Raw genomic sequence first — 19,511 nt, forward strand, 5'->3', positions numbered from 1 at the left:
CTGCCCAGAACAATTCGAATGGAGTGGCAGAATGAAGAAAGTCGCCGCTGCCCTGGCAGCGCTGGTCCTGGCGCACGCAAGCCAGGCCGCTGAAGTGGATAAGCCCTTGCTGGCCAAGGCCGAAAAGCAAAAGCCCGAAGTCCTGAAACTGCTGGGACGCATGGTGAACATCGATTCCGGTACCTTCAACGGCAAGGGGCTGGACGCGGTCGGCGCCCTCGCCACGGCCGAACTGAAAAAGCTCGGCGGCCGCATCGAGACTTCGTCCGCGGCGCCGGCAGCGGGCCACAACATCGTTGCCACCTTCAGCGGCAAAGGCAAAGGCCGCATCCTTCTCGTGGCGCACATGGACACGGTCTTCGCCGACGGCACCGCCAAGGCGCGTCCCTTCCGCATTGAAGGCAGCCGCGCCTACGGCCCCGGCATCATGGACGACAAGGGCGGCATCGTCATGGCCATCGGCGCGCTGAAGATGCTGCAGGGCTTCAAGGATTATGCAAAGATCACCGTCCTGCTGAACACGAACGAGGAAACGGGTTCGCACGGCACGCGGGCGCTGATCGAAAAGCTGGCGAAGGAGCATGACGTGGCCTTCAACCTGGAGCCAGGCCGCTCGGCCGATGGCCTGGTTATCGCGCGCAAGGGCAGTGGCGAGATCGAGATGGACGTGAAGGGCAAGGCTGCGCACGCCGGCGTGGCCGCGAAGGAGGGCAGGAATGCCGCGCTCGAAGCGGCACATCAGGTGCTGCAGCTTTCGAAGCTGGGGGATGATGCGAAGCAGACCACGGTCAACTGGACTGTCATCAAATCCGGCGACCGCAGCAACGTGATTCCCGATCATGCGTCCGCGCAGGCGGATGTGCGCGTGGCCGTGGCCGAGGAGTTCGACCGCGTCGAGCATGATATCGAACGCATCTCTGCGCAGAGACTGATTCCGGAGACACAGGTCGCCATCCACCTGCGCCGCGGCTTCCCGCCCATGCCCGCCAGCCCGATCACGGACGCCATCGCGCAACGCGCCACTGATATCTACGCTGAATTAGGACGCAAGCTCACTTTGGAAAGCACAGGCGGTGCGGCGGACGCTAGCCTCATTTTCGCGGCGGGCGTGCCGACGCTGGATGGCCTGGGCATCGTCGGCGGCGGCATCCACACCGCAGAGGAATACGCGGAAGTTGACAGCATCGTGCCGCGTTTGTATTTGTTGGCGCGGTTGATGCAGGAGTACGGCCGGGGCGCGCAGTAGCGACGGCGCACGCACGGCGGATCGAATGATCCGCCCTACGCGCCTCGGGGCCAAATTCGATCTGCCGGGATGCGTAGGGCGGATCATTCGATCCGCCGTGCCTCAAGAGCCGCGGTAAGTCGAATAAGACCACGGCGACACAACCAGCGGCACATGATAATTCCCCGCCGGATCCGCAATGCCAAACGCAATCGTCACCTGATCGATAAACCGCGGCGACGGCAGCTCCACGCCGGCCGCCGCAAAATAATCGCCGGCCTCAAACACCAGCTCATACCGTCCCGACCGGACATCGGCGCCTTCCAGCAAAGGCGCATTGCACCGCCCATCGCTATTGGTGGTTTCCGTCTTCAGCAAGGTGCGTCCGCCCTCGTCCGCGATAGCGTAGAGCGAGACCCGAACGCCCGCGCCCGGCCGGCCATGAGCGGTATCAAGTACGTGAGTAGTCAGTTTTCCCATTGGATGGTCCTTATATCTGCGGCCTGATTTGCCTATTCCGCAAATCATATACCGATGCCAACACGGCAATATATGATTGAAGATATACCTTTCACTCGGACATCACCATGAGCTACCCGCGCGACATGATCGGCTACGGCCGCACGCCTCCCCATCCCAACTGGCCCGACAAAGCCCGCGTGGCCCTGCAATTCGTGCTGAATTACGAAGAGGGCGGCGAGAACAATGTGCTGCACGGCGACCCCGCGTCGGAAACCTTCCTGTCCGAGATCATTGGCGCGGCGGCGTTCACCAGCCGCCACATGAGCATGGAGTCGATCTACGAATACGGTTCGCGCGCCGGGCTGTGGCGCCTGCTGCGCATGTTCGAGGAGCGCAAGCTGCCGCTGACCATCTTCGGCGTGTCGATGGCGCTGCAGCGCAACCCCGAGGCGGTGGCTGCTTTCCAGCAGCTGGGCCACGAAATCGCCTGCCACGGCCTGCGCTGGATCACCTACCAGAATATGGACGAGGCCACGGAGCGCGCCCACATGAAGGAAGCGGTGGAAATCATTAAAGAGCTTACGGGCGCGCCACCGCTGGGCTGGTACACCGGCCGCGACTCCCCCAACACCCGCCGCCTGGTCGTCGAACATGGCGGTTTCCGCTACGATGCCGACTATTACGGCGACGATCTGCCATTCTGGCAGGAAGTTGCGCACACGGGCGCCGATGGCAAACCCGCCGTCACACCCCAGCTGATCGTCCCCTACACCCTGGATACGAACGATATGCGCTTTGCCGCCATGCAAGGCTTCAATAGCGGAACGCAATTTTTCGACTACCTGAAGGACGCTTTCGACGTACTCTATAAGGAAGGGGATCCGAATGGCCTGAACCAGCCGAAAATGCTGTCCATCGGCTTGCACTGCCGGCTGGTGGGGCGTCCGGCGCGGGCAGCGGCGCTGGCGCGCTTCCTCGACTATGTCCAGGGTCACGAAGGCGTGTGGATCACGCGCCGCATCGATATAGCGGAGCACTGGCACCAGCACCATCCGTATATGCCAAAGCGCTGATATCCGAAATCAGCGAATTCGTATAAACGAGGTGGGGCCCAGTGTTAATCTTGCAAGGTGGGACTAATGCGAGGCCAAGATGTCAGAACCGATCCGTTTTTATTACCGCGGCAGTGTGCATGAAGTGCGCGACGCCGCTCCGACGCAGACTGTGCTCCAGCATCTGCGCGAGGACTTGCACTGCACCGGTACCAAGGAGGGCTGCGCCGAAGGCGACTGCGGCGCCTGCACTGTCGTGCTGGGCGGATTGGACGCGAACGGCAAGCTTGAGCTGAAAGCCGTCAATTCCTGCATCCAGCTCACCCCTACGCTGGACGGCAAGGCCCTGTTCACCGTGGAAGACCTGCAGCAGCCGGACGGCGCGCTGCATCCCGTGCAGCAGGCGCTGGTCGAGTGCCACGGTTCGCAATGCGGCTTCTGCACGCCGGGGTTCGCGATGTCGCTGTGGGGCATGTACCTGAAGCAGGAAGGCAAACGCCCGGAGCGCAAGGAAATCGACGACTGCCTGTCCGGCAACCTGTGCCGCTGCACGGGCTACCGCCCCATCATCGACGCGGCCCAGCGCATGGTCGAACTGCCGAAAGTGGAATTCAACCGGGCCCGCCTGACCGAGCAACTGGCCGCGCTGAAGCGCGAACAGCTGGCGGTGTACTCGGCGCACGGCCAGACCTTCCTCGCCCCGCGCACCCTCGATGAACTGATCCAGCTGCGCGCAGCCAATCCGGACGCCGTGCTGCTCGCCGGCTCCACCGACGTGGGCCTGTGGATCACCAAGCAGATGCGCGAGCTGAACGACATCATCTATCTCGGCCACGTTGATGCGCTGAAGATGCAGCGCCAGATTGGCGACAAGCTGGAAATCGGTTCCGGCGTGTCGCTGGAGGATGCTTACAACGCCTTGTGCGAATACTATCCGTCCCAATTGGGCGAGATGCGCCAGCGCTTTGCTTCGCTGCCGATCCGCAACGCGGGCACGCTGGGCGGCAATGTCGCCAACGGTTCGCCGATCGGCGATTCCATGCCCTGGCTGATTGCGCTGGGCGCCGAGGTTGTGCTGTGCGGTGCGGCCGGCGAGCGCGTGCTGCCGCTGGAAGCCTTCTACCTCGACTATATGAAGAAGGACTTGCAGGCGGACGAATTCGTGCAGGCCGTGCGTGTGCCCCTGCCGCGGGCCGACGTGCAGTTCCGCACCTACAAGCTGGCCAAGCGCTTCGACCAGGATATCTCCGCCGTGTGTGCCGCCTTCGCCTTCCGCATGGCGGATGGCGCCATCGCCGAAGCCCGCATCGCTTTCGGCGGCATGGCTGCCACACCGAAGCGCGCAGTGCGCACCGAAGCGCTGCTGCAGGGACGCGCCTGGAGCGAAGCAGCCATGCGTGAAGCAATGGCGATGCTGGCCCAGGATTACGACCCGCTGACCGATATGCGCGCCAGCAGCGAGTACCGCATGAAGACGGCGCAGAACCTGCTGCGCCGCTTCTGGCTTGAAACGCGCAGTGAAGCACCGCTGGCCACCCAGGACGTCAATGCCTTTGCGTTCAGCGCGTGAAAGGAATCATCATGAATCATCCCGTCACTCCTGAACTGAAGGCCGCCGGCTGGACCGGCGTCCACGTTGCGCGCCCTCACGAATCGGCCGAACTGCATGTGCTGGGCCAGGCTGCCTATACGGACGATATTCCCGAGGTGCAGGGCACCTTGCACGCGGCGCTGGGCCTTTCGTCCAAAGCACATGCGCGCATCCTGTCGCTGGATCTGGACGCCGTGCGCGCCATGCCCGGCGTGAAAGCCGTCTACACGGTTGCCGATATCCCGGGGACCAATGACTGCGGGCCGATCATCCACGATGACCCCATCCTGGCCGATGGCGAAGTGTTCTACGTGGGACAGCCCATTTTCATCGTGGTGGCGGATACGCACACGAACGCCCGCCGTGCGGCAAAGCGCGGCAAGGTTGAATACGAAGACCTGCCTGCCATCCTGACGCCGCAGCAGGCCAAGGCGGCCAACTCCTATGTCCTGCCGCCGATGCACCTGACGCGCGGCGATTGCGCGGCAGCTTTCGAGCGCGCTCCACACAAGGTGCAGGGCCAGCTCTACGTCGGCGGGCAGGAACAGTTCTACCTCGAAGGCCAGATCGCTTACGCGGTCCCGAAAGAGAACAGGGGCATGCTGGTGCAGTGCTCCACCCAGCACCCGAGCGAGATGCAGCACGTGGTTGCGCATGCGCTGGGCCTGCACTCGCACCATGTGCAGGTCGAGTGCCGCCGCATGGGCGGGGGCTTCGGCGGCAAGGAATCGCAGTCCGCAATGTGGGCTTCGACGGCGGCGATTGCTGCCTCTCGCCTGGGCCGTCCGGTCAAGCTGCGCGCCGACCGCGACGACGACATGATGGTCACCGGCAAGCGCCACTGCTTCTACTACGAGTACGAAGTGGGCTATGACGATAACGGCCGCATCGTGGCGGCCAAGGTCGATATGACTTCGCGCGCCGGCTTCTCGGCGGATTTGTCCGGCCCTGTCGCCACGCGCGCCGTCTGCCACTTCGACAATACCTACTACCTGTCCGACGTCGATATCCGCGCTGCCTGCGGCAAGACCAATACCCAGTCGAACACGGCGTTCCGCGGTTTCGGCGGCCCGCAAGGCGCCATCGCCATCGAATACATCATCGACGAGATTGCGCGCAACCTGGGTCGCGATCCGCTGGATATCCGCTGCCTGAATTTCTACGGCAAGGAAGACCGCAACGTGGCGCCCTATGGCCAGGTGATCGTGGACAACGTGATCCATGAGCTGGTGGCGGAGTTGGAGGAAAGCAGCGAGTACCGCGCGCGCCGTGCAGCCGTTGCCGCCTTTAACGCGAGCAGCCCTGTGCTGAAGCGCGGCCTGGCGCTGACGCCGGTGAAATTCGGCATCGCCTTCAATGTGACGCACCTGAACCAGGCGGGCGCTCTCGTGCATGTGTATGTGGACGGTTCGGTGCTGGTCAATCACGGCGGCACGGAAATGGGGCAGGGCATCAACACCAAGGTAATGCAGTGCGTGGCGCATGAACTGGGCCTGGACCTGGAACGTGTGCGCATCACGGCAACCGATACGAGCAAAGTCGCCAACACGTCCGCCACCGCAGCGTCCACGGGCGCGGATCTGAACGGCAAGGCGGCGCAGGATGCAGCGCGCCAGATCCGCGAGCGTCTGGCGGCGTTCGCGGCGAAGCAGTATGGCGGCGAAGCGGCCGATGTCCGGTTCTATGGCAACGAGATCCATGTGGCTGGCCTGAGCCTGCCGTTTGCGGAACTGGTGCAGAAGGCTTACCTGGCGCGCGTTCAGCTCTGGTCGGACGGCTATTACGCCACGCCGAACCTGCACTGGGATCCGAAGACGATGAACGGCCATCCGTTCTCCTACTATGCCTACGGCGCGGCCGTATCCGAAGTGGTGGTCGATACGCTCACGGGCGAATGGAAGCTGCTGCGCGCCGATGCCCTGTACGACGCGGGCGCGTCGCTGAATCCGGCGATCGATATCGGCCAGGTGGAAGGCGCCTTCATTCAGGGCATGGGCTGGCTGACCACCGAGGAGCTGTGGTGGAACCCGCTGGGCAAGCTGATGACGCATGCGCCGTCCACCTACAAGATTCCCGGGATTTCGGACTGCCCGGCTGATTTCCGCGTGAAGCTGTTCGAGAACCGCAATGTGGAGGATTCGATTCACCGCTCCAAGGCGGTAGGCGAGCCGCCGCTGCTGCTGCCGTTCTCGGTGTTCTTCGCAATTCGCGACGCGGTTTCCGCGGTTGGCGATCATAAGGTCAATCCGCCGCTGAACGCGCCGGCTACCAGCGAAGAGATCCTGCGCGCGATTGCGGCGGTGGAAGCAGCATGAAGGACTGGCTCACTGTGCCGGACGCCCCGGCTGTCCTCGTGACGGTCGCCCGCGTCGAAGGCTCCGCTCCGCGCGAGGTTGGCGCCAAGATGCTGGTGACTGCGCATACGCAGTTCGATACCATCGGCGGCGGCCACCTCGAACATCGCGCGTTCGATATCGCGCGCTCCATGCTCGCCGGCGATGCCGCGTCGGGCGCCGCCGCGCTGCCGCACTATGAGCGGTTTCCCCTTGGCCCTCGCCTCGGCCAGTGCTGCGGCGGCGTCGTCTGGCTCACCTTCGAGCACGTCGCCGGCGAAGTCGCCGATGTGCTGCACGCCCTGCGAGGCCGGCGCACCGAGGATAGCTGGCGCTATACCGCGCTGGATGGCGCTCCCGCCTGCGGCGTCGTGGATGCTCATGGGCGCCACCTTGCCGGTGCGCAGCCGCCGGAAGGCCTGCCGCGCGAGCAGGCGGGCGTGGCAGCCGATGCAAGCGGCCGCCGCTGGCTGGTCGATCCCTGCCTGGCCCCGCGCGCGCACCTGGTGCTGTTCGGCGCCGGCCACGTTGGCGCGGCGATTGTGCGCGCGCTCGGCCCGCTGCCATGCACCGTCACCTGGGTCGATGAACGCGAGGACATGTTCCCGCAAGATGAACTGCCGCCAAACGTGCGCATCGAGGCGACGGACACGCCCGAGGCTTGCGTCGACGATGCCCCGCCGCACGCAAGCTACCTGGTCATGACCCACAGCCACGCGCTGGACCAGCGCCTGTCCGAAGCCATCCTGCGGCGCGAAGACGTCGGCTGGTTCGGCCTGATCGGCTCCAAGACCAAGCGCGCGCAATTCACATCCAGGCTGGAAGCGCGCGGACTCGATGCCTCGCGGATGGTATGCCCGGTCGGCGTCCCGGGTATCATCAACAAGGCGCCGGCGGTCATCGCCGCATCGGTTGCCGCACAATTACTGATGGTCTGGGAAGACCAGACGAAAGACTGAAACAATGAACACCAAGCACAATGTGCAAGCCTACCGCGCAGGCTTGCTGCATTTTCACGCCGATCCGGCCTTCATCGAGCACGCCCATGCCTGGCATGAGGATGGCCTGTTGATTGTGGAGGACGGCAGGATCAGTGCAGCCGGCGACTACGCCACCCTGCACGCCACGCTGCCGCCCGAAGCGGTAGTGCACGACTACCGCGGCAAGATCATCATGCCCGGCTTTATCGACGCCCACGTGCATTATCCGCAGACGGACATGATCGCGTCTCCCGCCCCCGGCCTGTTGCCCTGGCTGGAGCAGTACACCTTCCCCACCGAGCGCAAGTTCTCCGACCCGGAGCACGCCGCGCAGACGGCCGAATTCTTCCTCGACGAATTGCTCCGCAACGGCACCACCACGGCCATGGTCTACTGCACCGTCCACCCGCAATCGGTGGATGCCTTCTTCACCGCCAGCGAGAACCGCAACCTGCGCATGATCGCCGGCAAGGTGATGATGGACCGCCATTGCCCGGACTTCCTGTGCGACACGGCGGAAGGGGGCGCGCGCGAAACGGAGGAACTGATCCAGCGCTGGCACGAAATGCGGCCGCCAGCTGTATGCGATCACGCCGCGCTTCGCACCCACGTCGACCGAAGCGCAGCTGCAGTTGGCGGGCGAACTGGCGCAGAAATATCCGGACACCTTCCTGCAGACCCACGTTTCGGAAAACCAGGAAGAATGCCAGTGGGTGCAGCAGCTGTTCCCGCAAGCGCGCAGCTACCTGGACGTGTATGACCGCTACGGCATGATGCGTCCGCGCGCCGTATATGGCCATTGCATCTGGCTGAACGAACGCGATCGCGAGCGCATGGCGGAAACGAAGTCCGCAGCGGCGGTGTGCCCCACGTCCAACCTGTTCCTGGGCAGCGGCCTGTTCGACTTCGAGCAGGCGGACAAGCACCGCATGCTGATGTCCCTCGCCACGGACGTTGGCGGCGGCACTTCCTTCTCCATGTTGCAAACGATGAATGAAGCCTATAAAGTAGCGCGCTTGAAGGGCAGTTACCTGCCTGCCATGCGCATGTTCTACCTGGCGACCCTGGGGGCGGCGCGCAGCCTGCAGCTGGACGATACCATCGGCAGCTTCGCCGCCGGCTGCGAGGCGGATTTCATCGTCGTCGATCCGCAGGCCACGCCGCTGCTGGCGCGCCGCAGCGCCAACACGGAAAGCCTGGAAGAACAGCTGTTCGCACTGGCCCTGCTGGGCGATGACCGCGTGATCGCGGCCACGTATTCGGCGGGGCGCCTGGTGCACGAGCGCAGGCAGGAGGGCTGACCGATACGATCAACCTGAAAGAGACCGCCCATGAAAAAAACTCTCCCGAGCCTGCTGATCGCACTGGCTTTCGCCGCACCCGCAGTGAATGCCGCCAGCAACCAGGAAATCACCGCGCGACACTTTGCTTCGCTGGTGTCGGGAGAACCGAAGACGGCGGAACTGTCGCTGTTCTTCACCATGATGCCGAAGGGCGGCGACCTGCATAACCATTACTCGGGCTCCATCTACGCCGAGCAGTACCTTGAGTGGGTGGACAAGCAGGGCTATTGCATCGACAAGGAATCCTCACGAATTGTCACTGACAAGGCCCAGCGAACGCCGAACTGCGTGAGCGCCCAGGAGCTGGTGGTCGATAACGGCGCGCTGCGCAACCTGTTGCAGCGCTGGTCGGTGAAGGACTTCTACAATCACAGCGGCCTGCAAACGCCACCCGACCACACTTTCTTCGAAACCTTCGGCTACTTCAACGCCGTCGCCTCGACCAATACCAACGAAGGCCTGAAGACGCTGAAGCAGCGCGCCATCGATGAAAACCTGGGCTATATCGAAACCGTTTTCGAAATCGCCCCGATCACCGTCGATCCGGACTTCGACAAGTCGCTGAAGAATGACAGCACCCTGCCGCAGCAGCTGGATGGCTACCTGAAAAAGCTGGAAGCCAATCCTTCCTTCAACAAGGGTATCCAGGATTATGTCGCGAACGTCGAAGCCAGCAGCGCCGGCATCGACGATGAGAACTTCACGATGCGCTACCAGCCTTTCGTGCTGCGCTTCCTGACGCCGTCCATGGTGTTCTCGCAAATGGCGGCCGGCTTCAAGCTGGCCATGGCCAATCCGAAAATCGTGGCGGTGAACATCGTCGGCGCCGAGCACTTTTACGTCTCCATGCGCGACTACAGCCTGCACATGAAGATGTTTAACTACCTGAAGTCGAAATACCCGCAGGTAAAACTGTCGCTGCACGCGGGTGAACTGGCGCTGGGCATGGTGCCACCGGAAGGCCTCAAGTTCCACATCGGGGAAGCGATCGACGTGGCCGGCGCCCAGCGCATTGGCCACGGCATGGACATTGTCCACGAGCGTAATGCGGCTGCGCTGATGAAGAAGATGCGTGATCGCAAGATTCCCGTAGAAGTGAACCTGACCAGCAATGAATTCATCCTGGGCGTGAAAGGCGAGGCCCATCCGGTCACCGTGTACCGCAAATTCGGCGTGCCGTTTGTGCTCTCCACGGATGACGCGGGCGTTTCGCGCAACAATCTGTCGAATGAATATGTGCTGTTCGCAAGCCGCTACAAAACCAGCTATCCGGAAGTCAAAAAGCTGTCATATGACAGTATTCGTTACAGCTTCCTCGCCGATGGCGACAAGCAGCGCCTGCTGAAACAGCTGGATGAACGTTTTGCCAAGTTCGAAGCGGATGTTGCAACTTCGCTGCAGAAACCAGTGAAATAATGTCATTACACGCCAGGCGGCACGTCGCTGCCGGGTCTGCATGTGGCTGCTTTGCCACACTTTTCTTTTGTTACATCTTCCCTGTAATAAATTTTGCTTGAAGCAAATTCAAGCACTTGTGCCTGATCTATAATTCGGCCCCGCAGCCTTCCCCCTGAACAGCACCACTGATGACACATTCGTGTCGATCTAGACCTTTTGCGTATAAATCCGCAAGGGAAAACGAATTTGTCATCGTTTGGCTAGTTCATGCATAGTTGCTTGATAAATAAAACATTATGCACGTCGGGAAACAAATACGTGTCACAGAGTTGTCATAAAAGCGTCACGCTCCTGAAAAATGGGGCCGCTAGACTCGCTGGTTGGCTAATAATTAAGCAATATTAGTATTAGTAAAAGAGGGATGTAGACGGGAGAGTCACGAGCAATACCGTTCATGTCCGAATAACTGTGTCTTTTTTGGGGTTACTACAATGATGAAACAAAAACGGCTACGGCTGACGCAGATCGCGTTTAGCCTGTCTCTGGCGCTGGCGGCTCCCGCCTTTGCGCAGAACACCACCTCCGCGATCGGTGGCCGCATCTCCGCAGCCGACGGCAAACCTGCGGCTGGTGCTCAGATCAGCATCCTGCACGTTGAATCCGGATCCGTCTCCAATGTAGTAGCCGACGCAGAAGGCCGTTATGTCGCCCGCGGCCTGCGCGCTGGTGGTCCTTACACCATCACCATCACCAAGAACGGTATCACCGAGAAGCGCGAAGGCGTGTTCATCGAACTGGCGCAGACCGCCAACGTCGATGCCACCATCGGCGCTCCGATGCAGACCGTGACCATCGCCGGCGTGGCTGGCGGCCGTAGCGAAAAATTCTCCAAGACCTCGATGGGCTCCGGCACCAGCATCAGCTCCGCTGAACTGGCGATCCAGGCTTCCATCCAGCGTAATCTGCAGGACTACGCCCGTACCGACCCGCGCGTTTCGCAGACCGACAAGGAACGCGGCGAACTGTCCGTGGCCGGCCAGAACTCCCGCTACAACAGCCTGACCATCGACGGCGTGGCCGTGAACGATACCTTCGGCCTGGAAGCCAACGGCTCCCCGACCGCCAAGCAGCCGATCTCGATCGAAGCGATCCAGTCGGTGCAGGTGAACGTGGCCAACTACGACGTGACCCAGAAGGGCTACACCGGCGGTAACATCAACGCCGTGACCAAGTCCGGTACCAACCAGGTGAAAGGCTCCGTCTACTACGTCTTCCGTAACGACAAGCTGGCCGGCGACCGCTACAACTCGGCCAACGACACCTACTCCGCACCGGCTCCGTTCAAGGAAACCACCAAGGGCGCAACCGTTGGTGCTCCGCTGATCAAGGACAAGCTGTTCATCTTCGCCGGCTACGAAAAGCTGGAATCGACCCGTACCGCTCCGGCCTTCGGTCCATTGGGTTCGAACCTGACCAACGTGGGCGTGACCCCGTCGGCCATCGCCAGCGCGCAGACCATCGCCAAGAACACCTACGGCATCGATATCGGCAGTGACAAAGTGCCTGAAGGCCTGATGCTGAACGTGACCGACAAGCTGGTCAAGTTCGACTGGAACATCAACGATGACCACCGCCTGATGGTCCGCTGGTCCAAGACCGACCAGTCCGAGCCGCAGTTCTCCGGCCTGTCCGCTACCGGCCTGTCGCTGAACACCGAGTGGTACACCCAGAACAAGACCATCGAGACCAAAGTCGCCCAGCTGACCTCCGACTGGACCCCGACCTTCTCGACCGAAGTCAAGTTCTCCCAGCGTGACTATGACTCCCTGCCGGCCCTGAACTCCAACCTGCCGCTGGTCGGCCTCCAGTTCAGCGGCGCACTGCCAGCCGGTTCGCCAGCCGGCGTGTCGACCGGTAACCGCTTCCTGAACTTCGGTACCGACAACAGCCGTCAGCTGAACGTGCTGGGCACCAAGACCAAGGATGCCTACGTCGGCGCCAACTGGGCGCTGGGCGACCACGACATCAAGTTCGGCGGTGACCTGAACAAGAACGACGTGTACAACGCCTTCCTGCAGAACGTGTGGGGCAACTACACCTTCAACTGCGTGAACGGTGCATCGTACGAGTTCAAGGGCAACACCACCATCGCCAACTGCTCGACCCTGTCCAACGCGGACTACGAAGCAGCCGTGCTGGAAAACTTCCGCCGCGGCCGTCCAAGCTCCTACCTGGTCCAGGTGGCAGCGCCTGGCCGCACCCTGAATGACGCGATCTCCCAGTTCAGCTTCAAGAACTACGGCCTGTTCGTGCAGGACGTATGGTCCGTCAACAAGAACCTGACCGTGCAGGCAGGCGTACGTGTTGACTACGCGGACATCGGCGAGTCCCCGCTGAAGAACAATGCTGTTGCTGCTCCGGTTGGCGCGATCGTGAACGGCCGTGCAACCGGCGGCTTCGGTCTGGACAACACCAAGACCTTCGACGGCCAGAAACTGTGGCAGCCGCGCGTAGGCTTCAACTACAAGGTTGACGGCGAGCGCCAGACCCAGATCCGCGGTGGTGCAGGCCTGTTCCAGGGCGCTGCAATGACCGTGTGGCTGTCCAACCCGTTCTCCAACACCGGCGTTGCCACCAACGTGCTGGGTTGCGGCACCAGCGGCTTCTCCGCCTGCTCGACCACGGCCGGCATCTTCACTCCGGACATTACCAAGCAGCCGACCAACTTCAGCGGCGCGCAACCTGCTGCGAACGTGGACGCCCTGGCTCCTGGCCTGCGTCAGCCTTCGACCTGGAAGGCCAATATCGCGATCGACCACGAACTGCCGTGGTACAACATGGTCATCGGCGCGGAATTCCTGAAGCTTAAGACCCGCGACGCGATCTACTACCAGAACCTGAACCTGGGCGATCCGACCAAGATCGGTTCCGATGGCCGCGCTCTGTTCTACACCGCACAGGGCTACAACCCGGCTTGCTGGACCTCCACCGGCAACCTGAGCACCGGCGTCTGCTCCGGCTTCCGCGCCAAGTCCCAGTCGAACGCTTCGTTCAACAACGTGCTGGTAGCGACCCAGACCGACCAGGGCTACTCCAACCTGGCCACCGTGTCCCTGAGCCGTCCGCTGATCGGTGGCTTCGGCTGGTCGCTGTCCTACACCTACAGCGCCGCGAAGGAAGTGTCCCCGCTGACTTCCTCGACCTCCAGCTCGAACTTCCTGAGCCGCTCGATCTTCAACCCGAACGAAGAAGTATCGGCTAACTCGGCTTACCTGGTGAAAGACCGCGTCAACGCCATCGTGAACTTCCGCAAGGCGTTCTGGGGCTCCTACCGCACGACCTTCGGCCTGTTCTACGAAGGCCGTACCGGCAAGCCATACAGCTGGACCTTCAACAACGACATGAACGGCGACTCCTCCGCTGGTAACGACCTGATGTACATCCCGTCGAAACCAGGCTCGGGCGAAGTCGTCTTCGTCGGCGACACCGCAACCAACCACGCCAACGAAGACAAGTTCTGGAGCATCGTGAACTCCAACCGCGCACTGCGTAATGCAGCGGGCGGCGTGGTGCAGCGTAACAGCGCTTTCGCACCATGGACCAACAGCTTCGACGTGCGCATTGCACAGGAACTGCCGGGCTTCTTCACTGGCCACAAGGCTTCCTTCACCTTCGACATCCTGAACGTGGGTAACCTGCTGAACAAGAAGTGGGGCCGTATCAACGAAGTGGGCTTCCAGACCAACGGCGGCCAGGCTCGTTCCTTCGTGGACTTCGCTGGTATCGACCCATCCGGCAAGTACATCTACCGCCTGCGTGACAGCGTAGAGCCGTTCGATGTGCGCCAGGTGAAGGGCGAGTCCCAGTGGGCAATGCAGGCCACCTTCAAGTACGAGTTCTAAGAACTTCGCTTGATATAGTTTGATACACGGGGCCGGTGGAAACACCGGCCCTTTTGTTTGTACAATGGATTCTTTGCTTTTTTGTTTTCTGCCATGCGATCTTCCTTGCGGCCTTTGCTACTTGCGGCCCTGCTGAGCGGCTGCGCTGCGTTCCGGCCCGCCGACCAGGTCGAACTCAATCTCGTTGCCCTGAATGACCTGCACGGCCACCTCGAAGCTTCGCGCTTCAACGGCGGCAAGGCCGGCGGCATCGATACCATCGCCGCGGCGCTGCAGGACTGGCGCAAGGACGATCCGGAACTGGTGCTGGTGGGCGCCGGTGACATGATCGGCGCCAGCCCCGCCATGTCCGCCATGTGGGCGGACGAGCCGACCATCGCCGCGCTGAACATGCTGGGCATGCGCGTGACCTCGGTGGGTAATCACGAATTCGACCAGGGCCGCGTTGAGCTGATGCGCCAGGTGAAGGGCGGTTGCGCTTCGCCGCGCCCGGACAAGGCTTGCAAATATGCGCCCGTCTACGATGGCGCAAAGTTCGGCTACCTCGCCGCCAACGTCATCGACACGCGCAGCAACGCGCCATTGCTGCCTGGCTACAGCATCGAGGATGTGAAAGGCGTAAAGGTCGCCTTCATCGGCGCCGTGCTGAAGGATTTGCCGGAACTGGTTGCCGCCAGCGGGATCGGTGGCCTGCAGATCACGGACGAAGCGCAGGCCATCAACAAGCTGCTGCCGCAATTGCGCGAGCAGGGCGCCACCGTGTTCGTGGTGCTGATCCATCAGGGCGGTAAGCGCGCCCACGACAGCGAAGCCGGCGCGTATTGCGACGACCTGACTGGCGATATCGTGGACGTGGTCAAGCGCCTCGATCCGGCTATCCGCCTGGTGGTCAGCGGCCATTCCCATTTCGGGTATGTGTGCAAAGTCGATGGCCGTGTGGTGACGCAGGCGGAGATGGGCGGCCATATGCTGTCGCGCATCCGCATGATGGTGGACAAGCAGACCGGCGCGCTGGTCGATGTCAGCGCGCGCAACGTGGTGATGGAGCCAGGCCGTTTCGGCGACGAACCGAAAGCCCGTGAATTTGTCGCTGCCGTGCGTGAACGCAGCAAAGCCGCGCTGGCCACGCCGGTCGCCACACTGGGCGCCTCGACCATCGACAAGGAGCTGATGAAGGATTCCGAAGAATCCCCCATGGGGCAGGTGCTGGCGGACGCCACGCTGTATGCGGCCCGCCCTTGGGGCGCTCAGATCGCCTTCATGAATACGGGCGGCGTGCGCGCCAACCTGGAAACGAAGGCCGGCAATGTCGCCTCGATGGGCGATGTGCAGGCTGTGCTGCCGTTCGGGAATGAGCTGGTGGTGATGAATATGACAGGCGCCCAGATCCGCGCGCTGCTGGAGGAGCAGTGGATAGGCTCCCAGTGGGAAAAGCGCGGCCTGTTGCAAGTCTCCGAAGGCTTCACTTACCAGTACGACACGCGCAAACCCGTGGGCGAGCGCATCGTGCCGGACAGCGTGACGCTGAACGGCGTGCGTATCGAGGACAGCAACAGCTACCGCGTGGCGGCCAATGGCTTCATTGCCGCCGGTGGTGACGGCTTCACCACCTTCAAGCTGGGTACGAACCGCGTCAAGACGGGCGTGCGCGATGTGGACTCGCTGGCGCAGTACCTGGTGCGCCGCGAGAACGACCGCCGTCCCGTGGGCGAACATGCCGCAACACAGCGCTTCATGCACGTTAACTAAAGGATTACTATGCGCCGCTTTATTCTCGCCGCCGCACTGGCCGCCGCTTTCGGCAGCGCCCATGCGGACTTCCGCATCCCGGGCTTTGAACTGGTGCAGACCGTACCCGTCGAAACCACGCTGCACAGCGACGACCTGCGCGATCCGATCACCGTTTGGTCGGAGCTGTTCGACAATGCAAAGACCGAGATCGCCATCGGCCAGTTCTACGCAGCCAGCAAGCCGGGCGCGCCCTTCGAGCGCGTGATCGAGCGCCTGGAAGCGGCCGGCAAGCGCGGTGTGAAGATCCGCTTCCTGCTGGACCAGAAGGGCATCGGCCTGTCCGAAGCTTCTACGCTGGAGCGCATCAAGGCGATTCCGAATCTCGAATTCCGCGTGCTGGACTATAACAAGCTGACAGGCAACGGCATCATCCACGCCAAGTACTTGATCGTGGACCGCGCCAACGCCTTCGTCGGCAGCCAGAATTTCGACTGGCGCTCCTTCACTCACATCCACGAAACGGGACTGCGCATTACGGAGCCGAAGATCGTCGGCGAAGTCCAGGCGATTTTCGAGCAGGACTGGGCCGCGCAAGCCGCCCTCGCGCAGGGCAAGACTGTGGCGCCGCTGCAGGCGAAAGGCGCTGTGCTGGCGTCGGCCGCGCCACGCGCAGATGCAAGCGTCACCGGCGAAGCGGCCACGCTGCTCTCCAGCCCGGCCGCCTTCAATCCACCCGGCGTGCTGGACTCCGAACTCACCTTGCCGGCCCTGCTGGCCGATGCGAAGGAAGAGGTCCGCGTACAACTGCTCGACTACGCGCCCCTGAGCTATGGCCCGAAAGGCACGCGCCCTTACTACGCGGTGATCGACAACGCCGTGCGCGCCGCCGCCAACCGCGGCGTGAAAATCAAGCTGATGGTCTCCAACTGGAACCTTGAAACGCCTGCACAGGCTTACCTCAAGAGTCTGGCCCTGCTGCCGAACGTGGAAATCCGCGTGGTCACGCTGCCGAAAGCGTCCACCGGCTTCATCCCGTTCGCGCGCGTCATCCACAGCAAGACCATGGTCATCGACAACAAGCTGGCCTGGGTCGGCACCAGCAACTGGTCGGGCGGCTACTTCGACCTGTCGCGCAATATCGAAGTGGTGATGCGCAACGAGCAGATGGCGAAGCGCCTGGCAGCGCTGCATGAACAAACCTGGAGCTCGCAATACGCGCAGCCGCTGGACGTGAACAAGAACTACCCGAAACCAAGCAAAGGTAAAGAGGAATGAAAAAGCTTGCAGTCATCGCGGCCATCGGCGCCGCCTTCATCTCGACGAATGCAGCTGCCTGGGGCAATGCCGGCCACCGCGTGGTCGGCTCCATTGCCGATAAGCTGATCAAGGGCAGCAATGCGGAAAAGCAGGTGCAGGCCCTGCTGCAGCCGGGCGAGTCGCTGGAATCGATCGCCAACTGGGCCGACTGCGTGAAGGGCACTTACTGCGGCCCGCAATCGCCGGAGATGGTCGAGTATGTGAACGCGAACCCGCAGCACTCCGAGTACCACTACACGGACGTGCCGTTCCAGCTGAACGAATACCACGACCACGGCGTAGGCACGGCCGATGTCGATATCGTGCAGACGATGAAGCAGGCGGTGCTCGTCCTGCAGAACAAGGACACGCCGGAAACCAACCCGCACAAGTTCAGCAAGCGCCAGGCGCTGCTGATCCTGACCCACCTGGCCGGCGACATCCACCAGCCGCTCCATGTGGGCGCAGCTTTTGTCAGCAAGGACGGCAAATTCGTTGTGCCGAAGACGCATGAAGAAATCGATTCGCTGAACATCTTCGATTCGCGCGGCGGCAACAACCTGCAGATGGACGAAGCGGCGCTGGCAGTATCGAGCGCGAAGCTGATTCCGCCGGCCGATGTGCCGCCGGAAGCATCGAAATTCCCGACCAAGCCTTTCCACTCCTATTGGGACACCACCGTCGTCGATTACGCGATGCGCCGCACCAGCAAGCGCACGCCGGAACAGTTCGCGCAATGGGCCGTGGACAGCAAGCCGACGATCGCCGCCAGTACGGGCGAAGTGGCAAGCTGGCCCTACCAATGGGCCAATGATGCGCTGGTCGTTTCGAAGCAGGCTTACGCTGACGTGAGTGTCGGTGCGGCCAGCAAGCAGACCAGCCGCAGCACCGGCGAAAGCTATACCGTGTGGGCGATGACAGTGCCCGACAACTACCCCGTACCTTCCTCCGCAATTGCACGCGAACAGCTGGTCAAGGGCGGCTACCACCTTGCCGCCATGCTGCAGAAGATCTGGCCTTGACTGTGCAGCGGCCGTTGCGGCCGTGTGCAAAAGGGCGGAGGGGAGGGCGCGGTAACCGCCCAGGTCCGCGCGCTGGTCTTCTGTGCCAGCTCATCAATCTCCCCCCGCTTCCTTGCAATATAGTCCTCTGACTGACTGGATACAATGAAAAAACCCCGCCGCAGCGGGGTTTTTTTTGCCCTGTCGTCTTAGCGCGACTCGGCCTATCGGGACTTGACGAACGGGACGCCGATTGCTTTCGGCGCCACCGATTTCGCCATCAGGCCCGCCAGCACGATCACGGTCACGACATAAGGCACCATCTGAATCAGCGCGCCTGGAATGCGGCCGATCACCGGCAGGTCCACGCCCTCGAGCTGGATTTGCACGGCGCCGAAAAAGCCGAACATCAGGCAGCCGAGGAAGGTGTAGACGGGACGCCAGTTGCCGAACACCATGGCCGTCAGCGCCAGGTAGCCGGCGCCGGCCGACATATCGCGCAGGAAGAAGCCCGACTGCACGATGGCAAGATAGGCGCCGGAGAAGGAGCACAGCACGCCCGCGATCAGTGCGGCCGTGTAGCGGGTGCGTTCGACCGATACGCCGGCCGCATCCGCTGCATGCGGGTTTTCGCCGCAGGCGCGCAGGCGCAGGCCGAAGCGGGTGTGATACAGCACCCAGTGCACCAGTGGCACCAGCAGGAAGGCCAGGTAGACCAGTACAGAGTGGCCGCCGATCAGCTTGGTATAAATCCAGCCCAGGCCCGGCACATCGGCCACCGCATCGCTGCCCGGCAGCACTACGTCGAACAGGCGGGCCTCACCCAGGTCCGGCGTGCGGCCGCCTTGCTGGAAGAAGTATTGCGCCAGCACGAAGGTCAGGCCGCTCATCGCGATATTGATGGCGATACCAGCCACCAGCTGGTTACCCTTCTGTGTAACCGCCACGAAGCCCTGCAGCAATGCCAGCGCGACGGAGACGCCCATGCCGGCCAGGATGCCCAGCCAGGGGTTTTTCGTCGCGAAGGCGACGGCGGCGGAGACGAAGGCCGATGCCAGGATCTTGCCTTCCAGGCCGATGTCGATCACGCCGGAGCGTTCGGAGAACAGGCCGGCCATGGCGGCGAAAATCAGCACCGGCGCATTGCGCACGGTGGAAACTACGATGGAGCCGAGATGCAGATCGTCGAGAGTCATG

12 protein-coding genes and 1 pseudogene are annotated in these 19,511 nt (G+C 62.4%); 11 read left to right on the forward strand and 2 right to left on the reverse strand.

Annotated features, from left to right (window positions below):
- Positions 1-31: 31 nt before the first annotated feature.
- Positions 32-1,246, forward strand: a complete 1,215-nt coding sequence (locus ACHMW6_RS04640; RefSeq protein ID WP_395405958.1) for a glutamate carboxypeptidase — start codon at positions 32-34, stop codon at positions 1,244-1,246.
- A gap of 102 nt (positions 1,247-1,348) precedes the next feature.
- Here ACHMW6_RS04640 and uraH read toward each other — a convergent pair whose 3' ends face one another.
- Positions 1,349-1,705, reverse strand: coding sequence for a hydroxyisourate hydrolase (gene uraH, locus ACHMW6_RS04645; protein WP_395405960.1), 357 nt, complete (start codon positions 1,703-1,705; stop codon positions 1,349-1,351).
- A gap of 107 nt (positions 1,706-1,812) precedes the next feature.
- Between uraH and puuE the strand changes: the two genes are divergently transcribed.
- From puuE to ACHMW6_RS04695, 10 genes and pseudogenes are all read left to right on the forward strand, one after another.
- A complete protein-coding gene (gene puuE, locus ACHMW6_RS04650; RefSeq protein ID WP_395405962.1) occupies positions 1,813-2,760 on the forward strand; it encodes an allantoinase PuuE in 948 nt (315 codons plus the stop codon).
- Positions 2,761-2,839: 79 nt separating this feature from the next.
- Entirely contained in the window at positions 2,840-4,309 is a 1,470-nt protein-coding gene (xdhA, locus tag ACHMW6_RS04655; RefSeq protein ID WP_395405964.1) for a xanthine dehydrogenase small subunit, read from the forward strand.
- Positions 4,310-4,320: 11 nt separating this feature from the next.
- Complete coding sequence (gene xdhB, locus ACHMW6_RS04660) at positions 4,321-6,645, forward strand: xanthine dehydrogenase molybdopterin binding subunit (RefSeq protein WP_395405966.1); 2,325 nt, start codon at positions 4,321-4,323, stop codon at positions 6,643-6,645.
- Positions 6,642-7,622 carry a xanthine dehydrogenase accessory protein XdhC gene (gene xdhC / locus ACHMW6_RS04665; protein WP_395405968.1) on the forward strand — a complete coding sequence of 327 codons (981 nt, stop codon included), beginning with the start codon at positions 6,642-6,644 and terminating at the stop codon, positions 7,620-7,622. The genes xdhB and xdhC overlap by 4 nt, the downstream gene beginning before the upstream one ends.
- Positions 7,623-7,626: 4 nt before the next feature.
- Positions 7,627-8,944, forward strand: a pseudogene (gene guaD, locus ACHMW6_RS04670) (guanine deaminase).
- Between the two features lie 30 nt (positions 8,945-8,974).
- Positions 8,975-10,402, forward strand: a complete 1,428-nt coding sequence (locus ACHMW6_RS04675) for an adenosine deaminase (RefSeq protein WP_395405970.1) — start codon at positions 8,975-8,977, stop codon at positions 10,400-10,402.
- Between the two features lie 473 nt (positions 10,403-10,875).
- Entirely contained in the window at positions 10,876-14,286 is a 3,411-nt protein-coding gene (locus ACHMW6_RS04680) for a TonB-dependent receptor domain-containing protein (RefSeq protein ID WP_395405972.1), read from the forward strand.
- A gap of 105 nt (positions 14,287-14,391) precedes the next feature.
- On the forward strand, positions 14,392-16,035 hold the full coding sequence (locus tag ACHMW6_RS04685; protein WP_395405974.1) for a bifunctional metallophosphatase/5'-nucleotidase: 1,644 nt from the start codon (positions 14,392-14,394) through the stop codon (positions 16,033-16,035).
- A gap of 9 nt (positions 16,036-16,044) precedes the next feature.
- Positions 16,045-17,292 carry a phospholipase D-like domain-containing protein gene (locus ACHMW6_RS04690; protein ID WP_395405976.1) on the forward strand — a complete coding sequence of 416 codons (1,248 nt, stop codon included), beginning with the start codon at positions 16,045-16,047 and terminating at the stop codon, positions 17,290-17,292.
- A complete protein-coding gene (locus tag ACHMW6_RS04695; protein ID WP_395405978.1) occupies positions 17,289-18,335 on the forward strand; it encodes a S1/P1 nuclease in 1,047 nt (348 codons plus the stop codon). Before ACHMW6_RS04690 ends, ACHMW6_RS04695 begins: the two co-directional genes overlap by 4 nt.
- A gap of 203 nt (positions 18,336-18,538) precedes the next feature.
- On the opposite strand, the gene ACHMW6_RS04700 is transcribed toward ACHMW6_RS04695, so the two are convergent.
- Positions 18,539-19,510: an ABC transporter permease gene (locus tag ACHMW6_RS04700; RefSeq protein ID WP_395405979.1), complete on the reverse strand. Its 972-nt coding sequence runs from the start codon at positions 19,508-19,510 to the stop codon at positions 18,539-18,541.
- Position 19,511: the final 1 nt, after the last annotated feature.

Source organism: Pseudoduganella sp. UC29_106, from assembly GCF_044055365.1.
In the GTDB taxonomy this organism is placed as follows: Bacteria; Pseudomonadota; Gammaproteobacteria; order Burkholderiales; family Burkholderiaceae_D; genus Rugamonas.